The organism is Actinoplanes subglobosus (assembly GCF_042650585.1).
Lineage (GTDB): Bacteria > Actinomycetota > Actinomycetes > Mycobacteriales > Micromonosporaceae > Actinoplanes > Actinoplanes subglobosus.
Genome location: NZ_JBHSBL010000045.1, coordinates 1 through 24,469, shown reverse-complemented (window position 1 = coordinate 24,469; position 24,469 = coordinate 1). Strand labels below are relative to the sequence as shown.

24 protein-coding genes are annotated in these 24,469 nt (G+C 70.3%); 9 read left to right on the top strand and 15 right to left on the bottom strand.

The features are described 5' to 3' along the window. Window positions 1–38: 38 nt before the first annotated feature. The 4 genes from ACFO0C_RS48435 to ACFO0C_RS48420 all read right to left on the bottom strand — a co-directional run bounded on the left by ACFO0C_RS48435 (window position 39) and on the right by ACFO0C_RS48420 (window position 3,605). Window positions 39–524, bottom strand: a complete 486-nt coding sequence (locus tag ACFO0C_RS48435) for a ribose-5-phosphate isomerase (RefSeq protein ID WP_378073711.1) — start codon at window positions 522–524, stop codon at window positions 39–41. Window positions 525–536: 12 nt separating this feature from the next. After that, on the bottom strand, window positions 537–1,454 hold the full coding sequence (locus tag ACFO0C_RS48430; protein ID WP_378073710.1) for an alpha/beta hydrolase: 918 nt from the start codon (window positions 1,452–1,454) through the stop codon (window positions 537–539). Further along, window positions 1,454–2,650 (bottom strand): DUF1015 family protein, encoded by a 1,197-nt coding sequence (locus ACFO0C_RS48425; protein ID WP_378073709.1) that lies wholly within the window; start codon window positions 2,648–2,650, stop codon window positions 1,454–1,456. Before ACFO0C_RS48425 ends, ACFO0C_RS48430 begins: the two co-directional genes overlap by 1 nt. Window positions 2,651–2,972: 322 nt before the next feature. Beyond that, the gene (locus tag ACFO0C_RS48420) at window positions 2,973–3,605 is read right to left on the bottom strand and encodes a mycothiol-dependent nitroreductase Rv2466c family protein (protein WP_378073707.1); all 633 of its coding nucleotides are present in this window, start codon (window positions 3,603–3,605) and stop codon (window positions 2,973–2,975) included. Between the two features lie 107 nt (window positions 3,606–3,712). Between ACFO0C_RS48420 and pepN the strand changes: the two genes are divergently transcribed. Further along, complete coding sequence (pepN, locus tag ACFO0C_RS48415) at window positions 3,713–6,274, top strand: aminopeptidase N (RefSeq protein ID WP_378073706.1); 2,562 nt, start codon at window positions 3,713–3,715, stop codon at window positions 6,272–6,274. A gap of 146 nt (window positions 6,275–6,420) precedes the next feature. Continuing rightward, entirely contained in the window at window positions 6,421–6,972 is a 552-nt protein-coding gene (locus ACFO0C_RS48410; RefSeq protein ID WP_378073791.1) for a Uma2 family endonuclease, read from the top strand. 7 nt (window positions 6,973–6,979) lie between these two features. Here the strand turns inward: ACFO0C_RS48410 and ACFO0C_RS48405 are convergent, their stop codons facing one another. Continuing rightward, the gene (locus tag ACFO0C_RS48405) at window positions 6,980–7,375 is read right to left on the bottom strand and encodes a DUF5130 family protein (RefSeq protein ID WP_378073705.1); all 396 of its coding nucleotides are present in this window, start codon (window positions 7,373–7,375) and stop codon (window positions 6,980–6,982) included. Beyond that, window positions 7,362–7,637 carry an aa3-type cytochrome oxidase subunit CtaJ gene (gene ctaJ, locus ACFO0C_RS48400; RefSeq protein ID WP_378073704.1) on the bottom strand — a complete coding sequence of 92 codons (276 nt, stop codon included), beginning with the start codon at window positions 7,635–7,637 and terminating at the stop codon, window positions 7,362–7,364. Before ctaJ ends, ACFO0C_RS48405 begins: the two co-directional genes overlap by 14 nt. A 200-nt stretch (window positions 7,638–7,837) precedes the next feature. Here ctaJ and ACFO0C_RS48395 point away from each other — a divergent pair, with 200 nt between their 5' ends. Both ACFO0C_RS48395 and ACFO0C_RS48390 read left to right on the top strand, forming a co-directional pair. Next, on the top strand, window positions 7,838–8,314 hold the full coding sequence (locus tag ACFO0C_RS48395) for a hypothetical protein (RefSeq protein WP_378073703.1): 477 nt from the start codon (window positions 7,838–7,840) through the stop codon (window positions 8,312–8,314). Window positions 8,315–8,322: 8 nt separating this feature from the next. Further along, on the top strand, window positions 8,323–9,138 hold the full coding sequence (locus ACFO0C_RS48390) for a class F sortase (protein WP_378073702.1): 816 nt from the start codon (window positions 8,323–8,325) through the stop codon (window positions 9,136–9,138). 4 nt (window positions 9,139–9,142) lie between these two features. On the opposite strand, the gene ACFO0C_RS48385 is transcribed toward ACFO0C_RS48390, so the two are convergent. Further along, window positions 9,143–9,688, bottom strand: a complete 546-nt coding sequence (locus tag ACFO0C_RS48385) for an HNH endonuclease (protein ID WP_378073701.1) — start codon at window positions 9,686–9,688, stop codon at window positions 9,143–9,145. A gap of 190 nt (window positions 9,689–9,878) precedes the next feature. Between ACFO0C_RS48385 and ACFO0C_RS48380 the strand changes: the two genes are divergently transcribed. The 3 genes from ACFO0C_RS48380 to ACFO0C_RS48370 all read left to right on the top strand — a co-directional run bounded on the left by ACFO0C_RS48380 (window position 9,879) and on the right by ACFO0C_RS48370 (window position 12,692). Next, window positions 9,879–10,946, top strand: coding sequence for a mechanosensitive ion channel family protein (locus ACFO0C_RS48380; RefSeq protein ID WP_378073699.1), 1,068 nt, complete (start codon window positions 9,879–9,881; stop codon window positions 10,944–10,946). A 9-nt stretch (window positions 10,947–10,955) separates the two neighbouring features. Next, window positions 10,956–11,354, top strand: a complete 399-nt coding sequence (locus ACFO0C_RS48375) for a globin (RefSeq protein ID WP_378073698.1) — start codon at window positions 10,956–10,958, stop codon at window positions 11,352–11,354. A 63-nt stretch (window positions 11,355–11,417) separates the two neighbouring features. Continuing rightward, window positions 11,418–12,692, top strand: a complete 1,275-nt coding sequence (locus ACFO0C_RS48370) for a delta-60 repeat domain-containing protein (RefSeq protein ID WP_378073697.1) — start codon at window positions 11,418–11,420, stop codon at window positions 12,690–12,692. Between the two features lie 4 nt (window positions 12,693–12,696). On the opposite strand, the gene ACFO0C_RS48365 is transcribed toward ACFO0C_RS48370, so the two are convergent. From ACFO0C_RS48365 to ACFO0C_RS48345, 5 genes are all read right to left on the bottom strand, one after another. Beyond that, complete coding sequence (locus ACFO0C_RS48365) at window positions 12,697–13,284, bottom strand: type III secretion system chaperone family protein (protein WP_378073696.1); 588 nt, start codon at window positions 13,282–13,284, stop codon at window positions 12,697–12,699. A gap of 128 nt (window positions 13,285–13,412) precedes the next feature. Then, a complete protein-coding gene (locus tag ACFO0C_RS48360) occupies window positions 13,413–14,072 on the bottom strand; it encodes a hypothetical protein (RefSeq protein WP_378073694.1) in 660 nt (219 codons plus the stop codon). A gap of 16 nt (window positions 14,073–14,088) precedes the next feature. After that, on the bottom strand, window positions 14,089–14,502 hold the full coding sequence (locus ACFO0C_RS48355; protein WP_378073693.1) for an acyl-CoA thioesterase: 414 nt from the start codon (window positions 14,500–14,502) through the stop codon (window positions 14,089–14,091). Then, window positions 14,495–16,171, bottom strand: a complete 1,677-nt coding sequence (gene ettA, locus ACFO0C_RS48350) for an energy-dependent translational throttle protein EttA (protein ID WP_378073691.1) — start codon at window positions 16,169–16,171, stop codon at window positions 14,495–14,497. The genes ACFO0C_RS48355 and ettA overlap by 8 nt, the downstream gene beginning before the upstream one ends. 95 nt (window positions 16,172–16,266) lie before the next feature. Further along, window positions 16,267–16,770 (bottom strand): hypothetical protein, encoded by a 504-nt coding sequence (locus ACFO0C_RS48345; protein WP_378073689.1) that lies wholly within the window; start codon window positions 16,768–16,770, stop codon window positions 16,267–16,269. Between the two features lie 137 nt (window positions 16,771–16,907). On the opposite strand from ACFO0C_RS48345, the gene ACFO0C_RS48340 reads away from it, so the two are divergent. Next, window positions 16,908–18,302, top strand: coding sequence for an alpha,alpha-trehalose-phosphate synthase (UDP-forming) (locus ACFO0C_RS48340; protein ID WP_378073688.1), 1,395 nt, complete (start codon window positions 16,908–16,910; stop codon window positions 18,300–18,302). Window positions 18,303–18,562: 260 nt separating this feature from the next. Here ACFO0C_RS48340 and cobA read toward each other — a convergent pair whose 3' ends face one another. The 3 genes from cobA to cobC form a co-directional block, all read right to left on the bottom strand. Beyond that, window positions 18,563–19,771 carry a uroporphyrinogen-III C-methyltransferase gene (gene cobA, locus ACFO0C_RS48335; RefSeq protein ID WP_378073686.1) on the bottom strand — a complete coding sequence of 403 codons (1,209 nt, stop codon included), beginning with the start codon at window positions 19,769–19,771 and terminating at the stop codon, window positions 18,563–18,565. 94 nt (window positions 19,772–19,865) lie between these two features. Next, a complete protein-coding gene (gene cobT, locus ACFO0C_RS48330; RefSeq protein ID WP_378073685.1) occupies window positions 19,866–20,918 on the bottom strand; it encodes a nicotinate-nucleotide--dimethylbenzimidazole phosphoribosyltransferase in 1,053 nt (350 codons plus the stop codon). Next, entirely contained in the window at window positions 20,915–22,024 is a 1,110-nt protein-coding gene (gene cobC / locus ACFO0C_RS48325) for an Rv2231c family pyridoxal phosphate-dependent protein CobC (protein ID WP_378073684.1), read from the bottom strand. Before cobC ends, cobT begins: the two co-directional genes overlap by 4 nt. Window positions 22,025–22,050: 26 nt before the next feature. Between cobC and ACFO0C_RS48320 the strand changes: the two genes are divergently transcribed. After that, window positions 22,051–24,195: a transglycosylase domain-containing protein gene (locus tag ACFO0C_RS48320; protein WP_378073682.1), complete on the top strand. Its 2,145-nt coding sequence runs from the start codon at window positions 22,051–22,053 to the stop codon at window positions 24,193–24,195. The last annotated feature ends 274 nt before the right edge of the window (window positions 24,196–24,469 follow it).

Here is a 24,469-nt window from a genome sequence, read left to right as displayed (position 1 = left end):
CCATCCCGGGAGGGTGGCCGGCCGATGAGTGGCAGGGATCAGGCGGTGGCCGCCGGCGACGGCAGCTCCGGCAGCTCGCGGGCCACCTCGTAGTCGGCGAGCTGCGAGATCCGGCGGGCGTGCCGGGCGTCGCCGGAGAACGACGTCGCGATGAACGCCTCGACGAAGGCGGTAGCCTCGTCGAGGGTGTGCTGGCGGGCGCCGATCGCGATCACGTTGCTGTCGTTGTGCTGGCGGGCCAGCTCGGCGATCTCGGTCTTCCAGACCAGGGCCGAGCGGACGCCGGGGACCTTGTTGGCCGCGATCTGCTCACCGTTGCCGGAGCCGCCGATCACGATGCCGAGCGAGCCCGGGTCGGCGACGACCTTGACACCGGTGTGGAAGCAGAACGCCGGGTAGTCGTCCTCGGCGTCGTAGACGTGCGGTCCGACGTCCACCACGTCGTGCCCCTGCTTGGCCAGGTGGTTCACGAGGTGGTTCTTCAGCTCGAAGCCGGCGTGGTCGGAACCCAGGTAGAGACGCATGTCGGAAGTCTTTCAGAAGGTGAGGGCCGAACGCAGGGCGGACGCCACCTGATCAGCCGCGGCCCGCGCGGCGTCGATCGTGGCCAGTTTGCGGGCGAAGCCGTGGTTCACACCCATGTAGCGGGTGTGCACCACCGGGACGCCCGCGGCGATCAGAGCGTCGGCGTAGTCGGCGCCCTCGTCGCGCAACGCGTCGTACTCCGCGGTGATCACCAGGGTGGGCGGCATGCCGGACAGGTCGGCCACCGCGAGCGGCGACACGTCCGGGGTGAGCCGGCGCACAGGATCGGGAACGTACGTCTCCCAGGCGAGCCTCATCGAGGCCCGGTCCAGCCCGTACTCCCCCACCTCGTCGTAGGACTCGGCGGAGGTGAGCGGGTCCAGAGCCGGGTAGATGAGCACCTGGAAGTCGAGCGGGGTGGCGGCGTCCCGCTGGCGGCGGGCGGTGACCGTGGCGATCTGGCCGCCCGCGCTGTCGCCGCCGATCGCCAGCCGGGACACGTCCATCCCCAGATCGCCACCGGCCTTGCGCAGGTAGCGCAGCACGGTCTCGGTGTCGTCGAGAGCGGCCGGATGGACGTGCTCCGGTGCCAGCCGGTAACCGGCCGACACCACGGCGCAGCCGGAGCGCTCGGCGACCCGGCGGCAGAACCGGTCCACCGTCTCGATGCTGCCGTAACACCAGCCGCCGCCGTGCAGGTAGACCAGCACCGGGGCGCCGGTCCTCGTGGCGTAGAGGCGGCAGGGCACACCGTCGGCGTCGAAGTCGGCGACGACCGGCAACGGCCACGCCGGGCCGGTCTCCGCCTCGTTCGCGTCCTCCATCGCGGCGCGGACGCCGAGGAGCCGCTCGTAGGGATCGGCGGCGAGCTCCTCGGGGCTGGGCCGCCGCCGGAGCCGGGCGGCGGCCTCGACCTGCGGGTGCAGCATCAGCGGATGTCGGCCACGACCAGGCCACCCCGGGCTTTCGGGGTGAACCAGGTGCTCTTGCGTGGCAGCTTGAGCCGCTCCAGGTTGACCTCGACGAAGTCGTCGACGGTCACCGGGGCGATCAGGATCGCCAGCTCGGCGCGACCGGACTCGACCTCGCCGCGGAGCCACTCGACCGGGTAGTCCCCGCCGATGTAGGAGATCCGCTTGTCGCCCGCGTCCAGCCCGAGCGCGTCCCGCAGCAGGACGCGCTCGACGAGGGCGTGGTCCAGGTTCTCCACCGAGGTCCCGGCGGGGTCGGACGGCAGGCCGACCGCGAACGTGCGGCCTCCGCCGTACAACTCGACGGTGCCCTTGGCCGGAAGCTGCGCGACGCGCGGCAGCTCGGTGACCGTCGCACCCGCCGCGCGCAACCGCTCGAGAAGCTCGTCGAGCGACGCCGGCAACTCGCTGACCAGCCGGTTGTAGGGCTGGATGAAGACCGACGCCGGGGTGGTGACGACGGCCAGGAAACGCTCCAGGCCGCCGGTCTGCGCGGCGAGGCTGCGGTGGTTGCCGTCCGCGACCACCAGCTCGCCGCCACCGGCCAGGGCGAGCAGGCGATCCTGGAGCTCACCGGGGCCGACGGGCCAGATCGCATGGGTACGCCCGGAGCCGTCCACGTCGGTGGCGGCCGGAACGCCGGCGGTGTCGGTGGCCTCGGCCAGTGCGGCGTGCAGCTCCTCGCCGCGGCCGGTCTGCAGGAGCAGGACCGGGGAGAGCAGGGCGCCCACCGACTCGGCAAGGGCCACGCGCTCGCGCACCTTGCTGATGAAGACGTCCTCGTTGCGGATGACCAGGCCGGGCTCGTCGGCGCTGGTGGAGATCTGGCCGGTCTCGACCATGCTCCACAGGCCGTAGGCCGGAGCCTCGCCCGGAGCGGATATCCGGTAGAGCACCACGACGTGCTCCGCCTGCCGGTACTTCTCCTCGGCCTGATCACGCTGCAGGCGGACGACGGCGTCCGGCAGGGACTCGAGGAAGGACTTCCCGAGGGACTCGGGCGCGAGGTGCGGCATCTCCACGGCAAGCGCGCTGTGCGGGTTGCCCTTGATGATGTCCGTGATTTCGGCGTCGTCGGCGAACTCGTCGTAATTCTGGGCCCCGGTACCTCCGTTGGTGATCCAGGCCAGTTTGATCGGGTGCACGACCGTCATGGCAGGCAACTTACCCGGCGAAGCTTGGGTGCCTAACCACCGGCATAGTCCCTCGTGACCTGCTCAACTGTGATGTCCGGTGCAGATTCACCGGCCGTTCGGCCGGCCGTGCCGTCACGGTCACCGGCGGAGCGAGCATAATCGCCACCTCAGGGGGCAAATCGACCCAGACGCCCCGCTGGACGCTGATGCTCGATCCGACCGATTCACATTCCGGCATGCCCGCCTCCGCGTTGGGTGAGGTGTAGGTCACCTCATCCAACGACGGATCTTGGGCCGGGAGTCGAGTTTTTGTGCGACCGCCCCCGAATGGCAACTTTTGTCAGTCGAAGATCGGCCCCAGGTCACGGCTGCGCTTCAACTCGTAGAACCCGGGCGTGCCGGCCACCAGGACCACGCCGTCCCACAGCTTGCCGGCGGCCTCACCCTTCGGCGCCGGAGTGATGACCGGGCCGAAGAAGGCGACCGTCTCGCCCGGGTTGGGGCCCGGCGCGTGGATCACCGGGGTGCCCACATCGGTGCCGACCGGCTTCATGCCGGCGTTGTGGCTGGCCCGCAGCGCCTCGTCGCGGGCGTCGGTGTGCGCGGCCTCGGCCAGGCTCGGGTCGAGGCCGACCTCGGCCAGCGCCTCCTGGAAGAGCTTCGGGTCTTCGATGTCGTATTTCTGCAGGTGGATACGCGTACCGAGGGCGGTGTAGAGGTCACGCAGGACGGCCGGGCCGGCGGCCTCGGCTGCGGCGATGCAGACCCGGACCGGGCCCCAGCCCTTGGCCAGCAGCTGCTTGTAGTTGTCGGGAAGCTCGTCGCGGCCCTCATTGAGAACGGACAGGCTCATGACGTTGAAACGGACGTCCAGCGGGCGGACCTTCTCCACTTCCAGCAGCCAGCGGGAGGTGATCCAGGCCCACGGGCAGAGCGGGTCGAACCACATGTCGACGGTGGATCGTTCAGTCATGGCTCGATCTTCCACCTTTATCCGGGCACGGTCGGGGTGAGTTACGTCGCCGTGTCCGCATAGGCTGCGGGTAAAGCAATCAGCTGTCAGCTCGAAGGAGAGTGCACGTGGCCGGTGTTCACAACCTGACCCAGGTCGAGGCTGCGGAGCGTGGTCGATTGCTCGAGGTGACGGGGTACGACATCACCCTCGACCTGACCGACGGGCACGGCAACCCCGGCTCCGACACGTTCAGGTCCACCACAGTGATCAAATTCCGGTGCACCGAGCCCGGTGCGGCGACGTTCATCGAGGCCGCGGCCGTCCGGATCAACTCCGCGACGCTCAACGGGGCGCCGCTGGACCTCGGCGCCTGGACCGCGGAGAAGGGCCTGGCGCTGTCCGGCCTCGCCGCGGAGAACACCCTCGTCGTCGACGGGGACTTCGGATACTCGGCGAGCGGGCAGGGCCTGCAGCGCAGTCTCGACCCGGTCGACAAGGAGGTCTACCTCTACAGCCAGTTCGAGACGGCGGACGCGCAGCGGGCGTACGCCTGCTTCGACCAGCCCGACCTCAAGAGCGTCTACACGTGGCACGTGACGGCGCCGGGGCACTGGAAGGTCGTCTCGAACATGCCGGTGGAGTCCGAGGAGGCGGCCGGTCCCGGCGCCAAGACGGTCCACTTCGCGACCTCCCCGCGGATGAGCACCTACATCACGGCGATCTGCGCCGGGCCGTACCACGAGGTCCGTGACTCGCACGACGGCATCGAGCTGGGCGTCTTCTGCCGCGCCTCGATGGCCCGTTACCTGGACGCCGACGACCTGTTCCTGATCACCAAGCAGGGCTTCGACTTCTTCCACGAGAAGTTCGGCGTGCGGTACCCGCTACCCAAGTACGACCAGCTGTGGGTGCCCGACTTCAACGCCGGCGCGATGGAGAACTTCGGCTGCGTCACCCACGCCGAGTCGCACTACATCTTCCGGTCGCAGGTCACCGACTACGAGTACGAGCAGCGCGCCAACACGATCCTGCACGAGCTCGCCCACATGTGGTTCGGCGACCTCGTCACCATGCGCTGGTGGAACGACCTGTGGCTGAACGAGTCGTTCGCCGAGTGGGCCAGCCACTGGTGCAACACCGAGGCCACCCGTTTCGGTGACGCCTGGTCGACGTTCCTGTCGATCCGCAAGGCCTGGGGCTACCGGCAGGACCAGCTCTCCTCCACCCACCCGGTGTACTGCGAGATGCCGGACCTGGAGGCGGTCGAGGTCAACTTCGACGGCATCACGTACGCCAAGGGCGCCAGCGTGATCAAGCAGCTGGTCGCCTACGTCGGCCTGGACCCGTTCCTGACCGGTCTGCGGGCCTATTTCGGCAAGTACGCGTGGGGCAACGCCACCTTCGACGACCTGCTCACCGAGCTGGAGACCGCGTCCGGCCGGGAGCTGCGCAAGTTCGCCGCGCAGTGGCTGGAGACGGCGCAGGTCAACACGCTGCGCCCGGTGGTCGAGGTGGACACCGACGGCCACTACACGAGCGTCGTGGTCCAGCAGGAGGCGCCGGCCGGCTACCCGACGCTGCGCACCCACCGCATCGGCATCGGGCTGTACGACCTGGACGGCGACCGTCTGGTCCGGCGCGAGCTGATCGAGGCGGACGTGGCCGGCGAGCGCACCCCGATCACCGTGCTGACCGGGGTCAAGGCGCCCGACCTGCTGCTGGTCAACGACGAGGACCTGACGTACGCGAAGCTGCGGCTGGACGAGCGGTCGATGGGCACGCTGGTGCGGCACATCGCCGGCTTCGACTCGGCGCTGCCGCGCGCGCTGTCCTGGGCGGCCGCGTGGGACATGCTGCGCGACGCCGAGCTGGCGGCCCGCGACTACGTGGCCCTCGTGGTGGCCGGTCTGCCCGCCGAGAGCGACATCAACCTGACCACCGCCACGCTGCGGCAGGCCGGGATGGCGCTGACCAGCTTCGCCGACCCGGCGTGGGCGCCGGAGGGCTGGGCGCTGGTCGCCGGGCTCGCGCAGCGGCAGCTGGCCGCCGCCGAGCCGGGCAGCGGCTGGCAGCTGACCTGGGCGCGGGCGTTCATCACCGCGGCCCGGACGCCGGAGCAGGCCACCGTGCTGCGGGGCTGGCTGACCGGCGAGGCCAGGCCGGAGGGCCTGGTCGTCGACACCGAGCTGCGCTGGTCGCTGCTGCAGGGCCTGGCCGCGCTGGGTGCCGCCGCCGAGTCCGAGATCGACGACGAGCTGGCCGGGGACAAGACGGCCAGCGGCGAGCGGGAGGCGGCGATCGCCCGGGCGCTGCTGCCGACGCCGGAGAACAAGGCGCGGGTCTGGGCCGAGCTGACCGGCCCGCAGGCACCGCCGAACTGGCTGAACCGGTCGCTGCTCCAGGGCTTCCAGAGCACCCGGCAGGTGGCGCTGACCGCGCCGTACGCGGAGAGGTTCTTCGCGGCGGTGGCGGACGTGTGGGCCCGCTCGGACAGCGAGCCGGCGCAGGAGTTCGCGACCATGGCGTACCCGGTGTTCCAGATCAGCGAGGAGACGGTGGCGCTCACCGACGCCTGGCTGGCCAAGGAGGGGCATCCGGCGTCGCTGCGGCGGCTGGTGGCCGAGGGCCGGGACGGCGTGATCCGCGCTCTCAAGGCGCGGGCCAAGGACAGGTCCGCCGCCGCCTGACCTGACCTGACCGATAGTGATTATGGCCCGTCCCGCTTCGGCGGGGCGGGCCTTTCACATGCCAGAACTTACCGGCGCATAACCCGTCGGAAACAACTCTGTGTGAGTAGGCTGGCACTCCACGGTGATGGAGGTGGCCCGTGACGATGCTGAGCCATGGTTCGCCGGTGCGGTGGAGCGCACCGGAGGGCCGGTGGACCCAACCGGACCTGCAGCTGTTCCCGCAGGACGGTCACCGGTACGAGATCCTCGACGGCAGCCTGCACGTCACCCCACCGGCGGACACCCGGCACGACTCGCTCGTCGAGTCGATCGTCGCCACCCTGCGGTCCGCGGCGCCGCCCGGCTGGTGGGTGTGCGCCCGTCTCGGCATCGAGCTGGAGACCAGCAATCTCGTGCCGGACCTCACCGTGCTGCGGCCGCACTCATCGGGCGCCATCTGGGTGGACCCGGCCGACGTCGCGCTGGTCGTGGAGGTCGAGGCCACCGAGACCAGCCGCTATGACCGGCTGCTCAAACCGGCCGTCTACGCGGCGGCGGGCATCGCGTCCTACTGGCGGGTGGAGGCCGGGCCGGTGCTGCGCACCTATGCCCTGGACGGGGCAGCCTACCGGCCCACCCAGGACGTCGCGGCCGATGAGCAGGCCAAACTCGACGCCCCTTACCCGGTCCGGGTGGACCCGGCGTCCTGGCGCTGAGGCCTCGTCAGCCCTTACCGGCGTGTGACGCCAGCTGGTCGATGCCGATCATCAGGCCGCCGGCGAGGTCGCCGCCGCCGAAGGACGCGGCCATCGACAGACCGGCCAGCTTCGCGTCGCGGTCGGAGATGCGCTTGCGGGCCTCGGCGCCGGTGATGATCTCCAGCTTGCGCTGGTCGGGCGAGACCGCGATCAGGACGGCGCGTTTCGGGTCGCGGGTCTGCGCGTGCAGCTTCTCGGCCGCCTCGCGGTGCGGCTCGGCGAGCGTGCCCAGGTAGATGCTGAAGTTGAGCCCGGTCACCTGGTCGGCGATCCGGAGAGCCTCGTCGAGGCGGAGGAGCTGCCGGGTCGAGAACGGGCTCTCGGCCGGCTGCTCCAGCGGGGTGACCTCACCAACTGTCACTTGCGCCTCCTGTGGAACCGGGGCGAACGGGTGCGCCGGAGCTGTCCTCGATGATCAGCCCGGAGGAATGGCCGTCCCCAGCTGGGGTGACCTGCTGCGGCGTAGCGGTGAACCACATGGCCGGGAAGTCGTAGGGCCGGCCCGGACGGTAACGGCGGTCCGGCTTGGACCGGTCGGAGCCGGCGAGCACGAGAGTCGCGATCGTCCCGATGACTGCGGCCGGAATGATCACGAAGACCAGAACGGTGCTGATTACTGACAACTCAACGCCCCCAGGCGCCAACGTTCCTCTTTATTCCGAACATCAATCACCGTAGCGGAGCGCATGTCGTCCCGGACCGTCGGGTCTCGAACCGGGGTCTCACGCCGTCGGGATCTACGCGGAATGTGCACGCAGGTGCGAAAATCACCCTCACGCGCCGTCCGCGTACTTTCCGTCGCGAACGGCAGGAGGGGGATCTCATGCGCATGTTCGTCCCCGCCGTCGCCGCGGGCCTGGCCTTCGCCCTGACGGGTGCTTCGCCGGCCGCCGGCGCGGCCGTGTTCGTCGAGCTCAACCCCAGCACGGTGCGGGCCGGCGACGAGTTCGCGCTGCGCGCCTCGTGTGACGACAACCTCAAATCAGCGACGGTGAGGGGCGAGCCCATCGGCTCGGTCACCGTCGTGCCCGAGTTCGGGTTCCTGACCGCGACGGTACGGGTGCCCGCCGACACGAAACCCGGTGACTACCCGGTCGCCCTCACCTGTCCGGAGGGTGGCGGAGCCACCGCCGTCCTGCACGTGGTGGCCAAGGTGGAGCCGTCCCGGGGCCCGGCAACCGGTGGTGGCGGCACCGCCGGAGACCTGACGGGTCCGCTTCTGATCGGCGGTGGGCTGATCATGGCGATGGCCGGTGCGGCTCTCGGTGTCCTGTCGATGCGCCGCCGGCGAGTCGGCTGAGGCCCGGCATGGCGAGCGGGGACCAGCGACCACCCGGCGCACGCGTGCCGGACGCCGTGGCACGCAAACGCCCGGCCCAGATCATCACGGCGCCGCCTCCCGGGGCCATCACCGGCCCGCTGCCGCCGACGCCGGAGATCCGCGGCCGCTCGCCGTTCCGGCTGTGGACGCCGGGGCGGATCCCGAAACCGCAACCGGTCCGCGGGCGCAAGGGCGGGATGATCGGGGCCGCCGCGCTGGCGCTGCTCTTCCTCGGGCTGTTCCTGTTCGGCCTGGGGCTCGGCTTCGCGACCGGCTTCGACGTGGGCGGCCTGTTCCGGGGTGCGGACGAGCCTCCCCCACGGGCGTTCCCGGTGCTGGATCCGAGCCGTCCGCAGCGGCTGGAGATCCCGGCGATCGGGGTGTCGGCACCGGTCCTGGAGGTGGGGCTGGCCGAGGACGGGTCGGTGGACGTGCCGCCGCTGCGGCAGCACAACGAGGCGGGCTGGTTCGAGGGCGGGCCCACTCCGGGACAGTTCGGGCCGGCCCTGATCGTGGGGCACGCGGACACCCGTACCGGTCCGTCGATCTTTCATCGGCTGGACGAGATGCGACCGGGCCAGGAGATCCGGGTGGACCGGGAGGACGGGTCGGTCGCCATCTTCAAGGTCAACTCGGTGGAGACGTTCGACAAGAGCTCGCTGCCGGCCGCGCGTGTCTACGGTGACTACACCCGGCCGTCGCTGCGCCTGATGACGTGCGGCGGCAAGTGGCTCGGCGGTGAGGAGGGCTACGAGGACAACGTCGTCGTCTTCGCCTCTCTGGTCTCCTCCCGCGACGCCTGACCGGTCAGGCCGCCTCGGCCTCGATCGGGGCGGCGGGCAGGTCCAGCCAGTCCATCCAGCGGGGGTCGGGCGTGCGGTGGCCGAGGACCCGCCACGCGACGCCGCGCGGGGCCGCCGGGGCGGCGTGCAGGCGCCAGCCCAGCTCGGCCGGGGTCTTGTCACCCTTGCTGTGGTTGCACTTGGCACACGCGGCGACCACGTTGTCCCAGGCGTGCAGGCCGCCGCGACTGCGCGGGAAGACGTGGTCGATGGTCTCGGCGGAGCCGCGGCAGTAGGCGCAGCGGCCGCCGTCACGGGCGAAGATCGCCCGGCGGGACAGCCCGACATGGGTGCGGTACGGCACCTTCACATACCTCGTCAGGCGGACGACGGAGGGGACGGGGACGGTCTGGTGTGCGCTGTGCAGGATGCCGTCGCCGTCGGAGACGCACTCGGCCTTGGCGGTGAGGAGCAGGATGGTCGCTCGACGCACCGATACGACGCACAGGGGCTCGTAGGTGGCGTTCAGGACTAACGCGGAAGAGCCAACTGTGGGTCGTATGTCAGGCATCGCGATCACCCTTCCGGTGTCAGTTGCTTGTAACCGCTCCCATAGCCCATGCGTGTGTGATGTGGGCCTCGCCGAACTAGCCCTGTGCGCCAATAGTCCCTGATGAATAACCAAATTGCGAGCAGAATCTGTGGCCACGGGGTAAACGTCTGAGGTCTTCGCCCAGCTCGACCCGGTACCTTGACTTCCCGTGTTCCTCGCTGCTGCCACCACACCCGGTCCGTCCTCGTCGGCCGACGTCTACGTGACGCCGGTCTGCAAGTCCGATGCGCTCTGTAGCCAGATCCTCGACTGGAGCGGTGGGAACGAGTGGCTCGCCACCAGTAGCTACGTGGTCGTGATCAAACCGCTCCGGATAGCCGCGATCATCCTGATCGCCCTGCTCATCCGCTGGCTGATGCACCGCGCGATCTCCCGGCTGGCCACCAGCACGTCGCGGGCCTCGATGCCGGCGCTGCTCAAGCCGCTGAAGGAGAAGGTGACGGTCACCGCCGAGGAGGGGACCTTCATCCCCGAGCGGCGGCGCCAGCGGGCCGAGGCGATCGCCTCGGTGCTGCGCAGCTTCGTCAGCGCTGTGATATTCACCATGGCCGCGTTGCTGGTGATGGGTGAGCTCGGTTTCAACCTGGCCCCGCTGCTGGCCAGCGCCGGCATCGTCGGCGTGGCCCTCGGTTTCGGTGCGCAGAGCCTGGTCAAGGACCTGATCGCCGGTCTGTTCATGCTGCTGGAGGATCAGTACGGCGTCGGCGACACGGTGGACCTGGGCGAGGCCACCGGTGTCGTGGAGAGCGTCGGCCTGCGGATCACCACGGTCCGCGACGCACGGGGTGTGCTGTGGTACATCCGCAACGGCGAGATCGTCCGGGTCGGCAACAAGAGCCAGGGCTGGGCGATGGTCGTCGTGGACATCCCGATCGGCTTCGTCAGCTCGGAGGAGGCGGTCGCCGTGCTCAAGAGCGCGGCCGAGACCGTCGCCCACGATCCGGAGCACGAGACCGGCTTCCTGGAGCCGCCGGACGTGATCGGTGTCGAGCAGCTGACCGTGGACGGCGCGGTGATCCGGACCATCGCCAAGACCACCGCCGACAGCCAGGTGTCCATCCAGCGTGACCTGCGCCGGGCGCTGACCGAGTCGCTGGAGACGTCCGGGCTGTCCGAGCGGATCGCCGCGTCCCGGCTCCTGCCGCGCAGTGCCGTCCCGCCGTCGTGGATGGGCGGCGGCACCTCGTCTCCCGAGCAGCCGGGCGGCGCGACCTAGGATGGAGCGGTGAGCGCACCGACCTTCTACGACGCTGTGGGCGGCGAGCCCACCTTCCGGCGCCTCGTCGACAAGTTCTACGAGGGTGTCGCGGAGGACCCGCTGCTCCGGCCGATGTATCCCGAGGAGGATCTGGGGCCGGCCGCCGACCGGTTCGCGCTCTTCCTGATGCAGTACTGGGGCGGCCCGACGACGTACTCCGACGATCGTGGTCATCCGAGGCTGCGGATGCGGCACGCGCCGTTCCGGGTCGACGCGGCGGCGCGGGACGCCTGGCTGAGCCACATGCGGGTGGCGGTCGACTCGCTCGGTCTGCCCGGCGATCAGCGCACCATGCTGTGGGACTACCTGGAGCGAGCGGCCTATTTCATGGTGAACGCGATGGATCCCGCGGAGCCCCCGGCCTGACAGTGTCGCGGGGCCCGATGGCTCGTTGATCGGATTGTCACTCACAGTCCGGGGAGCCCTTCCATGCGCCGTCGCCTGCTCGCAGCCGCCGCCGTCGCCGCCGTCGCCATACCGGCGATAGCCGGCGTACCTCCAGCGACGGCCGACACCTACCATCCGACGGTGGTCTCGGCCGACCCGGTGGACTTCACGCCGCACGTGCTCGACGGGACGGTGTGGTCGCTGGCGCTGGTCGGGGACACGGTGGTGGTCGGCGGGGCCTTCACCAAGGTGTCCGACGCGAGCCGGCGGATGACGTTCGCGCGCAAGAACATCTTCGCTTTCGGGTTGCACGACGGTCAGATCCGGACGTTCGCGCCGGAGGTGGACGGGGCCGTCTACTCACTGGCGACCGGGCCGGACTACTCGGTCTATCTGGGTGGCGGGTTCAAGAGTGTGAACGGCGCGGCGCAGCGCGGCCTGGCCCGGGTGTCGATGCACGACGGCTCGCGGTACTCGTCGTTCGGGGCCCGGGTCAACTGGGGTGACGTGCGGGCGCTGGTGAACCGGGACGGCACCCTCTACGCCGGCGGCACGTTCTCCGCCGTCAACGGGGTGCGGCGGTCCGGTCTGGTACGGCTGAACGGGCTGACCGGGGCGGTGGATCAGGGGTTCGACGCGCGGCTGGCCGGGCCGGGGCTGAAGCGGACCCGGGTCGAGCACTTCGACGTGTCCCTGGACGGGCGGAAGCTGATCGCCGTCGGCGCCTTCCTGAAATCGGGGGCGGCCGACCGCAACCAGATCGCGCTGTTCGACGTGGGCGGGCCGAACGCGATCCTGAACGGCTGGTACACCGACGCCTTCATCCCGACCTGTATGCAGGGTTTCGACACCTATCTGCGGCAGGTGAAGTTCGCGCCGGACGGCTCCTACATCGTGGTGGCGGCGACCGGGCGGGCGTCGTCGGCGCAGAAGCTGTGCGACTCGGCCTCCCGCTTCGAGACCCGGACCACCGGGAAACAGAACCCGACCTGGGTGCAGCGGACCGGCGGCGACTCGCTGTACGCGGTGGCGATCACCGGGCCGGCCATCTACCTCGGTGGGCACCAGCGATGGTTCGACAACCCCTACGGCACCGACGGCAACGGTCCCGGGCCCGGCGCGGTGTCGCGGCCCGGCATCGGCGCCGTCAACCCGAACACCGGCAAGGCGCTGGAGTGGAATCCCACCCGGTCCCGCGGGGTCGGGGTGCGTGCCTTCCTGGTCACACCGGACTACCTGCTCGTCGGCTCGGACACCGACCAGCTGGGCCGCGAATACCACGGCCGGGTCGGCATGTTCCCGGTACCCAGGACCTGACGACTTACAGCAGCGCGCCCTCGTCGTGGAGCCAGTCCACGAAAGAGGTGGCCACGGCCGCGCCGCAGTCGAGGAGCTCGACGAGCAGCGAGTCGTGGACGCCCGCGGCGAGGGGCACCTGCAGCTCCGCGTATATCGGGAGCTGGCCGCGCTCGGTGGGGTCACCCACGTAGGCCTTACAGAACCGACGTGTGTGGTTCCACTCGTTGACCACGCGGTAGGCACGGTCCGCCCAGTCCGGCGGGACCGTCGCGTGTGGTCGGGCCCGCATGACCAGGATCTCGTCCTCCGGGCCCTCCAGGGTGAACAGCACGGCGTGCCGCTCCCACATGGCCAGCAGGCTGCCCCCGCCGTCGGCGAGGAACCGGATGTCGAGCAGGTCGAGCGCCTTGCCGACCCGGGCCAGCTGCACCGGCATGACCGGATCGGACGCGCCTGGCGTGGACAGTTCGGACGGGACCCCGGAACGGCTGGGCTCCCGCTGGGCCGGAACACCGACGCGAACGGTGCTCTGCACCGCAACCTCGCCGCCGCCGGCATCCCGCTGCTCATTTCCCGCAGCCGATCCCGGACGCCATGACCACCACGGCATCGTGCGCACCTCGCTCCCCAACAGACCCACGCCGGACGTTGCAGTGGATCCGAGGGCCGACGGTACCCGCACGCTTCCTGAAGGTCATCCCCCTAACGGGAGGGCGGGACCAGAAGAACGATCCACCGTCACCCTTTCGGGTGACCCACCATCGGCATAACGGTCAATTTGTGGACGCTCTGTCGCCACGCTACTCCATATGGTGCAGAAATTCCCACCCAGCCACCGGCGACCCGAACCCGCGCCTCAGCCGGGTCCGCGTCCCTCGGGCCGAGGAAACCCATCCGGGCGACGGCCTGCACGAGCCGCTGGGAGATCTGCACCGGCCGCCCGTCCTCCGGAGTGACCACCAGAGCCACATGGTCGAGGAGCGCGTCACGCACCGCCCGCTGACCGACCGCCCGCCCGGACATCCCGCCGGAGGCGATCTCCCGTAGCGTCCCGGCGGCCGCCTCGGCGAGCTGCGCCAGCTCCGTACCGGAGACCGACTCGACGGCCTGACTGGCGGGTGGGGGCAACGGCCATCGCCACTGCGTGTCACGGCGCTCCGGCAGCGTCCCTCCGCCGGCGGCGAGGACCGCGAGCAACTGCGCGGCTGAGACGGTGGCGTCACCCGGGCCGGGACCGGCCACCTCACGGGTCACCAGCACATCCCACGGAAGCCGGGCCCAGAGGGCGGTCCGGCCGCCGGACGAGCGGAGCCGCACCGGCGCGGCCGGATCGAGCCTGGTGAGCCGCGCCAGGAACGCGCCTGCGTCGGGAACCCCGAGCAGGCCGTGCTCACTCATGACCGGTCAACGTTCATCAAGACACCTCGGTGTACGGCTTCAGAAATTCCCGCTCGGCGTCGGACAGCCGGCGAGGGTGGCCCTGGACCAGGTTGTACGGCACACAGACGGACTTCGCCCGGCTCGCCAGCACACCGTCGTCGAAGAGCTCGTAGGAGACGGTGAACGACGCGGCCCGCAGCTCCGAGATCCACATCTCGATACGGACCGGGTCACCGAAGTCGATCGGCCGCACGTAGTCGATCTCGTGACGGGCGATCACGATGCCCTCCTCGAAGGAGCCGAGACCGTGAGCCTTGGCCCCGACGAAGAACATCGCCACGCGCGCCTCCTCGTAGAGGGTGAGGAAACGCGCGTTGTTGACGTGCCCGTACGCGTCCATGTCGGACCAGCGCACGGGCACGTCGTAGACGAAACGACCGTCAGTCACGCGTCAGTTTGCGGTAGGTGACCCGGTGCGGCCGGGCCGCCTCGGCCCCCAGACGATCGATCTTGTTCTTCTCGTACGCCTCGAAGTTGCCCTCGAACCAGAACCACTTGTCCGGGTCCTCGTCGGTGCCCTCCCACGCGAGCATGTGGGTGGCGACCCGGTCGAGGAACATCCGGTCGTGGGAGATGACCACGGCGCAGCCGGGGAACTCGAGCAGCGCGTTCTCCAGGCTGGAGAGCGTCTCGACGTCGAGGTCGTTGGTCGGCTCGTCGAGCAGGATCACGTTGCCGCCGATCTTCAGCGTCATCGCGAGGTTGAGCCGGTTGCGCTCGCCACCGGACAGCACCTTGGTCGGTTTCTGCTGGTCCGGGCCCTTGAAGCCGAAGGCCGCCACATACGCCCGGGAGGGCATCTCGACCTTGCCGACCATCATGTGGTCGAGACCGTCGGAGACGACCTCCCACACCGTCTTGGCCGGGTCCAGGCCGGCACGGCTCTGGTCGACATACGACAGCTTGACCGTCTCACCGATCCGCACCGAGCCCTCGTCCGGCTTTTCCAGACCGACGATGGTCTTGAACAGCGTGGTCTTGCCGACGCCGTTGGGACCGATGATGCCGACGATGCCGTTACGGGGCAACGAGAACGACAGGTGGTCGATCAGCGTACGCCCATCGAAGCCCTTGACCAGGTCGTTGACCTCGATGACGGTGTTGCCCAGACGCGGGCCCGGCGGGATCTGGATCTCCTCGAAGTCCAGCTTCCGGGTCTTCTCCGCCTCGGCGGCCATCTCCTCGTAGCGGTCCAGACGGGACCGGCTCTTGGTCTGCCGGGCCTTGGCGTTGGACCGCACCCACTCGAGCTCCTCGGCCAGGCGCTTCTTCATCTTCGCGTCCTTGCGGCCCTCGACCGACAGACGCGCGGCCTTCTTCTCCAGATAGGTGGAGTAGTTGCCCTCGTAGCCGATCGCCCGGCCACGGTCCAGCTCGAGGATCCAGCCGGCCACGTTGTCCAGGAAGTACCGGTCGTGGGTGATCGCCAGGACGGTGCCCGCGTACTTCGACAGGTGCTGCTCCAGCCAGTGGACGGACTCGGCGTCCAGGTGGTTGGTGGGCTCGTCGAGCAGCAGCAGGTCGGGCGCCTCGAGCAGCAGCTTGCAGAGGGCCACCCGGCGGCGCTCACCACCGGAGAGCTGGGTGACGTCGGCGTCCGGCGGCGGGCAGCGCAGCGCGTCCATCGCCAGGTCGAGCTTGGAGTCGACGTCCCACGCGTCGAGGTGGTCGAGCTCCTCCTGGAGCTTGCCCATCTCGTCCATCAGCTCGTCGCTGTAGTCGGTGGCCATCTGCTCGGCGATCGCGTTGAAGCGGTCGAGCTTCGCCTTCGTCTCGGCGACGGCCTCCTGGATGTTGCCGAGGACCGTCTTCTCCTCGTTGAGCGGCGGCTCCTGCGCCAGCATGCCGACGGTGTAGCCGGGCATCAGCCGGGCCTCGCCGTTGCTGGTCTTGTCGAGCCCCGCCATGATCTTGAGCAGACTGGACTTACCGGCGCCGTTGGGGCCGACGACACCGATCTTGGCGCCTGGCAGGAAGCTCAGCGTCACGTTGTCGAGCACGACCTTGTCGCCGTGCGCCTTGCGCGCCTTTTCCAGGACGTAGATGTACTGGGCCACGGTGTGCCCTACCTCCGCGATCGTGATTGTCGGTGCCGGAATCAAAGGACAATCTTTCCACCCTCCGCGCCCGCGCCGAACAGCAACCCCGGCCGTCACTCCGGGACGACGTCCTGCTCCTCGACCTCACCGTCGCCGTGCTCGACCACCAACTGGTACTTGTTGACCCGGAAGATCGCACCGTCGACCGCTGTCACCCAGAAGTTGCCCGCGTCGTCGTGCTGCACTCCGGTCAGGAACAGCGCGGTCTTGTTCTCCACCCATGTCGCCTCGGGGCCACCCTTGTTGGCGTGATAGTAGAGTCGGCCCACCTCGTCCTGGCAGATCCAGGCGACCGTCCGGCTCTCGGTGCGCACCCGCAGCACCTGCCGCAGGGTTCCGGTCGCCCCGGCCTGGGCACCCATCTCCTGGGTCTGCCACAGACACTCCTGCCCGGCCGGAAGCAGGGTGGGCCCGGACACCGGAACAGGTTTGGAGCCGTGCCGCTCGGAAAGCAGGTATCCGCCGATCATGCCGATGATCGCGAGCAGCGCCGTGGCGATCACCACAGGGAAGAACAATGGCTGCCGTCGCTGGGAATGATCATCAAGCGGGGTCACCGGCACAGAATGGCACCCCGCCCCCACCCGGTCCATCACCGTCGATTCCGGCGGCGACACGGAGCCGGTGAGAAAGCGGGAGCTTACACACAGTAGGCTCACGTTGGGAACAGAAACCACTCGGAGGTGTACTCAGCGTGGCCCAACGAAGTTCCTTCGTCGTCGTCGCCAACCGTCTGCCCGTGGACGAGGTCACTACGTCGGACGGTGAAAAGCAGTGGCGGCCCAGTCCGGGCGGCCTGGTCACAGCCCTTCATCCGGTCCTCACCGAGCATCGCGGCACCTGGATCGGGTGGGCCGGCGGGTCCGGCGAGGCACCCGAGCCATTCGATCTCGAGGGCATCCACATCCACCCGGTTCCGCTCAGCGACGAGGAGCTGGAGCGCTACTACGAGGGTCAGTCCAACGCGACCATCTGGCCGCTCTATCACGACGCCGTGGAGACGCCGGTCTACAAGCGGCGCTGGCGCGAGACGTACCGGGTGGTCAACCACCGGTTCGCGCAGGCCGCGGCGGAGGTGGCCGCGGAGGGCGCCACCGTCTGGGTGCAGGACTACCAGTTGCAACTGGTGCCGTCCATGCTCCGGGAGATGCGTCCCGACCTGCGGATCGGGTTCTTCCTGCACATCCCGTTCCCGCCGATCGAGCTGTTCATGCAGATGCCGTTCCGGGCCGAGATCCTGCGCGGCCTGCTCGGTGCCGACCTGGTCGGGTTCCAGCAGCGGCTGGCCGCTCAGAATTTCGTCCGCCTGGCCCGCCACCTGCTCGGCCTGCGCTACGAGGGCCAGTCGATCCAGGTCGACGGGCGCAAGGTCAAAGCCGGTGCCTTCCCGATCAGCATCGACACCGCCGACATGGAGCGGCTCGCCGCCGACCCGGCGGTGCAGGCGCGGGCCAAGCAGATCCGCGCCGAGCTCGGCGATCCGACGACGGTGATCCTCGGCGTCGACCGGCTCGACTACACCAAGGGCATCGAGCTGCGCCTCAAGGCGTTCCGCGAGCTGCTCGCCGACGGCAAGCTCAACGTCGGCGACGCGGTGATGATCCAGGTGGCCACGCCCAGCCGGGAGCGCGTCGAGCACTACCAGACCCTGCGGGTGAAGGTGGAGCGCGAGGTCGGCCGGATCAACGGCGAGTTCGGCCGGGTCGGCACGCCGGCCGTGCACTACCTGCACCAGTCGGTCGACAAGCAGGAGCTCGCCGCGATGTATGCGGCGGCCGACGTGATGATGGTGACCCCGCTGCGTGACGGGATGAACCTGGTCGCCAAGGAGTACATCGCCTGTCGCGGCGACACCGGCGGGGCCCTGGTGCTCAGCGAGTTCGCCGGGGCCGCCACCGAGCTGCGCCAGGCGTTCCTCTGCAACCCCCACGACCCGGACGGGGTGAAGGACTCACTGCTCCGCGCGGTCGGGGCCGAGCCGTCCGAGCTGAAACGGCGGATGCGGGTCATGCAGCGGCATCTGCGGACCCACGACGTCGCGCGCTGGGCGCGCACCTTCCTCGACGAACTCGGCGTCGAAGAGGACTGACGCAGGCGAGAGGGCGCCGAGCCTCCATCGGCCCGGCGTCCTTCCCGCGGCGGTACGGGCGACGGCCCTCCGATTCGAGCTGAGGCGGCCCGGCCGTCCCACCTCTCACGCCCGGCTCACCGGCCAGGCCGCTCCAGCGCGCAGCCCCCGGCCGTCGATCAGCCCCGCCCCGTTGCCCTGTCAGCACCCGGCCGTCGATCAGCCCCGCCCCGTTGCCCGGTCAGCACCCGGCCGTCGATCAGCCCCGCCCCGTTGCCCGTTCAGCCCGCCGCCGGGGTGAAGGACTCCCCCACCGTGACGACCTCGCCGATCACGACGACCGCGGGTGGGCGGATACCGGCCGTCGCGGTCTCCTCGGCGACCGCCCCGAGAGTGCTGGTCAGCGACCGCTGGTGGGCCGTCGAGCCCTCCTGCACCACGCCGACCGGGGTGTCCGCCGAGCGGCCCTCGGCGATCAGCCGCTCCGCGATCCGCGGCAGGTTCTTCAGCCCCATCATCACCACGACGGTCCCGCGCATCCGGGCCAGCGCCGCCCAGTCGACGAGCGTGTCCGGGTGGTCCGGCGGAATGTGCCCGGAGATGACCGTGAACTCGTGTGCCACCCCACGATGGGTGACCGGGATGCCGGCCAGCGCCGGTGCCGCGATCGAACTCGTCACACCGGGCACCACCAGCACCGGAACACCGGCCTGGGCGCAGGCCAGGGCCTCCTCGCCACCGCGGCCGAAGACGAAGTTGTCGCCGCCCTTGAGCCGCACCACGAACTTTCCCTGGCCGGCCCGGTCGACCAGGATGCGGTTGATCTCCTCCTGGGCGGCCTGCGGGCCGTAGGGGATCTTGGCGGCGTCGATCAGCTCGACCTCGGGACGCAACTCACCCAGGAGCATGCCGGGAACCAGACGGTCGGCGACCACCACGTCCGCGGCGGCGAGCAGGCGACGGCCCTTCACCGTGATCAGCTCCGGGTCGCCGGGGCCGGCACCGACCAGGGCCACACCCTTGAGCTCGGGCGATGCCGGCGGGCTGGCCTCCAGGACGGTCGCCACCATGTCGCGGACCGCCATCGCACGGCGGCGGTCGCCCCCGTCGGTCACCGCCACGGTGACCTGGCCGTGCCTGGTGACGGCCGGGGTCCAGGCGGTGGCGGCGTCGCGGTCGTCCGCCCGTACACAGAAGATCCGATTCTGCTCTGCCGCGACGCTGACCTGGGCCGCCGCCTCCGGATCGTCGATCGCGACATGGACCAGCCAGGCGCCCTCGACGTCGCCGGCCGCGAAGCGCCGCGGCGTCCAGGTGGCCCGGCCCGCGTCGACATGCCCCCGCAGGGTGGGGGTGAGCTCCGGGGAGACGATCTCGACCCGGGCACCCGCGGCGATCAGGGCCGGAACCCGGCGGGTGGCCACCGTGCCACCGCCGACGACCAGGACCCGACGGCCTTCGAGGCGCAGCCCCAGCGGATAGATGCTCATTGCTCCGACACTCCCGCGCTCATCCCTCCGGCGCCCGATTCCCCGGCGCCCACGTCTCCGGCGCCCACGTCTCCGGCGCTCACCTCTTCGGCGCTCATTTCTCCGACACGCCCGCCGAGTCGAACGTCGCCACCTCGTGCAGCACCCGGACCGCGGCCTGCACGACGGGCAGGGCCAGCACCGCCCCGCTGCCCTCACCGAGCCGCATGCCCAGGTCGAGCAGCGGCTCCAGGCCCAGGTGCGCGAGCGCGACCGAGGCACCGGGCTCGGCCGACCGATGCCCTGCGACCATCGCGGCCACCGCGTCGGGGGCGAACGCCGCCGCGGCGACGGCGGCCGAGGCGGCGATGACGCCGTCGACGATCACCGGGACCCGCCGGGCGGCGGCGCCGAGGATGAAACCGGTCAGCGCGGCGTGCTCCAGGCCGCCGACCGCGGCGAGAATGCCCAGCGGGTCGGCCGGGTCGGGGCTGTGCCGGTCGAGCGCGGCCGTCACCACGGACACCTTGTGGGCGAGGGTGTCGTCGTCGATGCCGGTGCCCCGGCCGGTGACCACACCCGCCGACGTGCCGGTGAAAGCGGCGATCAGCGCGGCCGCGGGAGTCGTGTTGGCGATGCCCATGTCACCGGTGAGCAGCGCTCTCGCCCCCTGCTCGACGAGCGTCTCGGCGACCCGGACGCCGACCTCGATCGCGGCCAGCGTCTCCTCGCGGGTCAGCGCCGGGCCGATCGTCATGTCACGGGTACCGCGCCGCACATTGGCGTCCAGCAGGTTCGGCCCGCCGTGCAGCGGGATCGCCACACCGACGTCGACCACCATGACGTCGGCGCCGGTCTGCCGGGCGAACGCGTTGACCACCGCGCCACCGGCCACGAAGTTGGCCACCATCTGCGCGGTGACCTCCTGCGGCCAGGGGCTGACCCGCTGGGCGTGCACCCCGTGGTCACCGGCGAAGACCGCGACCGTGGCCGGCTCGGGCATCGGCGGCGGGCACACCCCGGCCAGCCCGGCCAGGCGCACCGACAACTCCTCCAGGGTGCCCAGCGAGCCGGCCGGCTTGGTGAGCCGGGCCTGCAGGTCGCGGGCGGCGGCCATCGCCTCGTCGTCGGCGGGCCGGATGGCCGCCAGGGTGGTCTCCAGCGTCACGGTCGCTCCTCGATCACTTCGCTCAGAGTCTGCACGAATCGGTCTGTGGTGGCAGTGTCGCGCACCGCAATCCGGAGCCAATCCGCGCCCAGCCCCGGGAAGGTGTCGCCACGGCGCACCGCATAACCACGTTCGCGCAGGTCAGTGCGGATTCGATCGGCACCGGGGAGGCGTACCGCAACGAAGGCGGACGCCGGATCGCCGGGAACCGTGACGCTCGGCACTCGCCGCAGCCGTTCCACCAGATGGGCGCGCTCGGCCGCGAGCGCCGCCGCGATCTCGCGTTCGGCCGCGACCGCGACCGGCGACGCGCAGGCGGTCGCCGCGGCGAGCGCCGGCGTGGAGACCGCCCAGAGGGGTCGCGCGGCGGCCAGCCGCCGCAGCAGATCGGCCGGGCCGAGGGCGTAGCCGATCCGCAGGCCGGCCAGCCCCCACGTCTTGGTCAGGCTGCGCAGCACCACCAGGCCGGGCAGGTCACGGCGCTCGGCCAGCGACTCCGGCTCGCCGGGCACGCCGGGCCGGAAGGTGGTGTCGGCGAACGCCTCGTCGACCACCAGCACGCGCCCCGGACGGGCCAGCTTCGCCACGTCGGCCGCCGGGTGCAGGACCGACGTCGGGTTGGTCGGGTTGCCGACGAAGACCAGGTCGGCGTCCTCCGGGACCAGGTCCGGATCGAGCCGGAAACCGTCCGCCTCGCGCAAGATCACCCGCTCGGCCTCGTGACCGGCGTTGCGCAGCGCCGCCTCCGGCTCGGTGAACTGCGGATGCACCACGACCGGCCGGCGGGCGCCACGCAGGGCCTGGGCGAGCAGCACGAACGCCTGGGCCGCACCCGCCGTCAGCAGCACCTCGGCCGGGTCCCGGCGGTGCCGGGCGGCGACCGCCGCGGTGGCCACGGACTCCTCGGGGTACGCCGACAGGCCGCCCAGTGACTCCGCGATCGGATCGGCCAGCCAGGCGGGCATGGCCTGGTGCCGCACGTTGACCGCGAGATCGATCAGCCCCGCGCCCACTTCGGCGTCGCCGTGATGATCGAGGTCGAAACTCATGGGCTCAGCATGCCGGACGGTGGGCCGCGCCAGACTTCGGCCGTTCCGTCCGAACATGAGCACCTTTGTCATACCTTCAAGGAGTGACGAACCGACGCCTGACCGTAGCCGGAAGAGTCGCCCTCCTGATCCGGGCCGGCCTCATCGCGGGCCTGGTCATCACCGGCCTCTCCTACCCGTTCGCCGCACTGGCCGGGATGGGGGTCAAAGCCGGCGCCGAAGCCCTGGAGAACATGCCCGAACAGCTCACCGAACTGCCACCGGCGCAAACCACCTACGTCTACGCCGGCGACGGGAAGACCCTGCTCACGATGTTCTACGAGGAGCACCGCAAGCACGTCGCCCTGAAAGACATGTCCCCCTACGTGATCAAGGCGATCGTCGCCTCCGAGGACGCCCGCTTCTACGAGCACAACGGCGTCGACGCCAAGGGGGTGGCCCGCGCCTTCGTCGCCAACCAGAAGGCCGGCGGAGTCTCCCAGGGCGCGTCCACCCTCACCATGCAGTACGTCCGGATGGCACTGCGGGACAGCGCCCGCACCCCGCGGGAAGCCCTCGAGGCCACCGAGCAGACCGCCGCCCGCAAACTCCGTGAGATGCGGCTCGCCATCGAGGTCGAGCAGCGGCTCAGCAAAGAGGAGATCCTCGAGCGGTACCTCAACGCCGCCTACTACGGGCACCGCGCGTACGGCATCTTCGCCGCCTCGCAGATCTTCTTCTCCAAGGCGCCCCGCGACCTCACGCTCACCGAGGCCGCGCTCATCGCCGGACTGGTCAAGGCGCCGTCCGCCTACGACCCGGCGACCAAGAACCAGAAGGCCGCCCTGGAACGGCGCAACTACGTCATCGACCAGATGCTCGAGATGAACGCGATCACCGCCGAACAGGCCGGCTCCGCCAAGAAGTCGAAGATCAGACTGAAGCTGAGCACGCCGCCGAACGGCTGCATCTCGGTCTCCCCCCGGCACAACGACTGGGGCTTCTTCTGCGACTACTTCAAGAGCTGGTGGCGCGAACAACCGGCCTTCGGCCGGACACCCCTGGAGCGCGAGGAGAATCTGCGCCGCGGCGGCTACCGGGTGGTCACCTCGATCGACCCCAGGATCCAGCGGTACGGCCTCCGTCACGTCCTGGAGAAGGAGAGGCGGAGCAGCGCCATCGCCCACGGCCAGGTCGTCGTGCAGCCCGGCACCGGCCGGGTCATCAGCATGGCCGTCAACCGCACCTACTCCCTGGACCAGGAGAAGAACGGCCGGCACAGCGACTGGCGACAGGACGACGACGTCAAAGGCAACTACCCCAACACCGTGAACCCGCTGCTCGGCGGTGGTGACATGGCCGGTTACCAGGCCGGATCCACCTTCAAGATCTTCACGATGCTGGCCGCCCTCGAAGCGGACCTGCCCCTGAGCACCTCCTTCTACTCGCCGCAACGGTTCGTCTCCCGCTACATCACCGCGCCGGGGCCCGCCACCTGCGGCATCTACTGGTGCCCGAAGAACTCCAGCGAATCGATGACCGGCACCCAGAACATGTGGACCGGCTTCGGCAAGTCGGTCAACACCTACTTCGTCCAGCTGGAACAGCGGGTCGGCGCGGAGAAGGCGGTCCGCATGGCCGAACGGCTCGGGCTCCGCTGGCGGACCGACATCGACCGCAAACTCGCCACCAAGGACCACGCCTCCGGCTGGGGCGCCTTCACCCTCGGCGTCAGCGACGCCACCCCCGTCGAGATGGCCAACGTCTTCGCCACACTCGCCGCCGAAGGCAAGTACTGCGAGCCGCTGCCCGTCCTCAGCATCCGCAACCCCGACGGGTCCCACGCCCTCTACGAGAACCGGTTGATCGCCGCACCCCGCTGCCACCAGGAGATCAAGGTCAACGTGGCCCGCGCGGCCACCGACGCGGCCCGGTGCGTCACCGGTTACGGAGCGGCTCGCGGCAGCTGCGGCGGCTGGGGCACCTCCTCCATGGTCTATGGCACTCTCGGCCGCCCGGTGGCCGGGAAGAGCGGCACCACCGACGGCAACAAGACCGCCTGGTTCAGCGGTTACACCCCCCAGCTGGCGGCGTCGGCCTTCGTCGCCGACCCGGACAACCCGGAACACCTGGTGGGATCCGGCCGCTCGACGATGTCGAAGTACACCGTCGCGCAGACGCTACGGGACGCCCTGGAGGGCAAGCCGACGGAGAACTTCAAACCGCCGTCCGACAAGTACGTCTGGTAGACGCTCGCTCGGGCCGCCCCTGGCTTTCAGCCGCGGGGCGGCCCACGCCGTTCCTGACCCCGCCACCCGCCGCGCCACGCCGTTCCGGACCTGCCACCCACCAGCCCTCCGCACGGCCACCGACTCGTCACAGCCGCCACCCACCAGCCCCCTCACACGCAGCCACGCTCCGGACCCGCCAACCGCCGGCCCTCCGCACGCGGCCACCGCTCCGGACCTGCCACCCACCAGCCCCCTCACACGCGACCACCGCTCCGGACCCGCCACCCACCAG

Excerpts from the sequence above, each read along its gene's own strand:
- ACFO0C_RS48435 (WP_378073711.1), bottom strand. The coding sequence starts at position 524 with ATGCGTCTCTACCTGGGTTCCGACCACGCCGGCTTCGAGCTGAAGAAC.
- ACFO0C_RS48430 (WP_378073710.1), bottom strand. The coding sequence starts at position 1,454 with ATGCTGCACCCGCAGGTCGAGGCCGCCGCCCGGCTCCGGCGGCGGCCC.
- ACFO0C_RS48425 (WP_378073709.1), bottom strand. The coding sequence starts at position 2,650 with ATGACGGTCGTGCACCCGATCAAACTGGCCTGGATCACCAACGGAGGT.
- ACFO0C_RS48420 (WP_378073707.1), bottom strand. The coding sequence starts at position 3,605 with ATGACTGAACGATCCACCGTCGACATGTGGTTCGACCCGCTCTGCCCG.
- ACFO0C_RS48410 (WP_378073791.1), top strand. The coding sequence starts at position 6,421 with ATGCTGAGCCATGGTTCGCCGGTGCGGTGGAGCGCACCGGAGGGCCGG.
- ACFO0C_RS48395 (WP_378073703.1), top strand. The coding sequence starts at position 7,838 with ATGCGCATGTTCGTCCCCGCCGTCGCCGCGGGCCTGGCCTTCGCCCTG.
- ACFO0C_RS48390 (WP_378073702.1), top strand. The coding sequence starts at position 8,323 with ATGGCGAGCGGGGACCAGCGACCACCCGGCGCACGCGTGCCGGACGCC.
- ACFO0C_RS48385 (WP_378073701.1), bottom strand. The coding sequence starts at position 9,688 with ATGCCTGACATACGACCCACAGTTGGCTCTTCCGCGTTAGTCCTGAAC.
- ACFO0C_RS48370 (WP_378073697.1), top strand. The coding sequence starts at position 11,418 with ATGCGCCGTCGCCTGCTCGCAGCCGCCGCCGTCGCCGCCGTCGCCATA.
- ACFO0C_RS48365 (WP_378073696.1), bottom strand. The coding sequence starts at position 13,284 with ATGCCGTGGTGGTCATGGCGTCCGGGATCGGCTGCGGGAAATGAGCAG.
- ACFO0C_RS48360 (WP_378073694.1), bottom strand. The coding sequence starts at position 14,072 with ATGAGTGAGCACGGCCTGCTCGGGGTTCCCGACGCAGGCGCGTTCCTG.
- cobA (WP_378073686.1), bottom strand. The coding sequence starts at position 19,771 with ATGAGCATCTATCCGCTGGGGCTGCGCCTCGAAGGCCGTCGGGTCCTG.
- cobC (WP_378073684.1), bottom strand. The coding sequence starts at position 22,024 with ATGTTCGGACGGAACGGCCGAAGTCTGGCGCGGCCCACCGTCCGGCAT.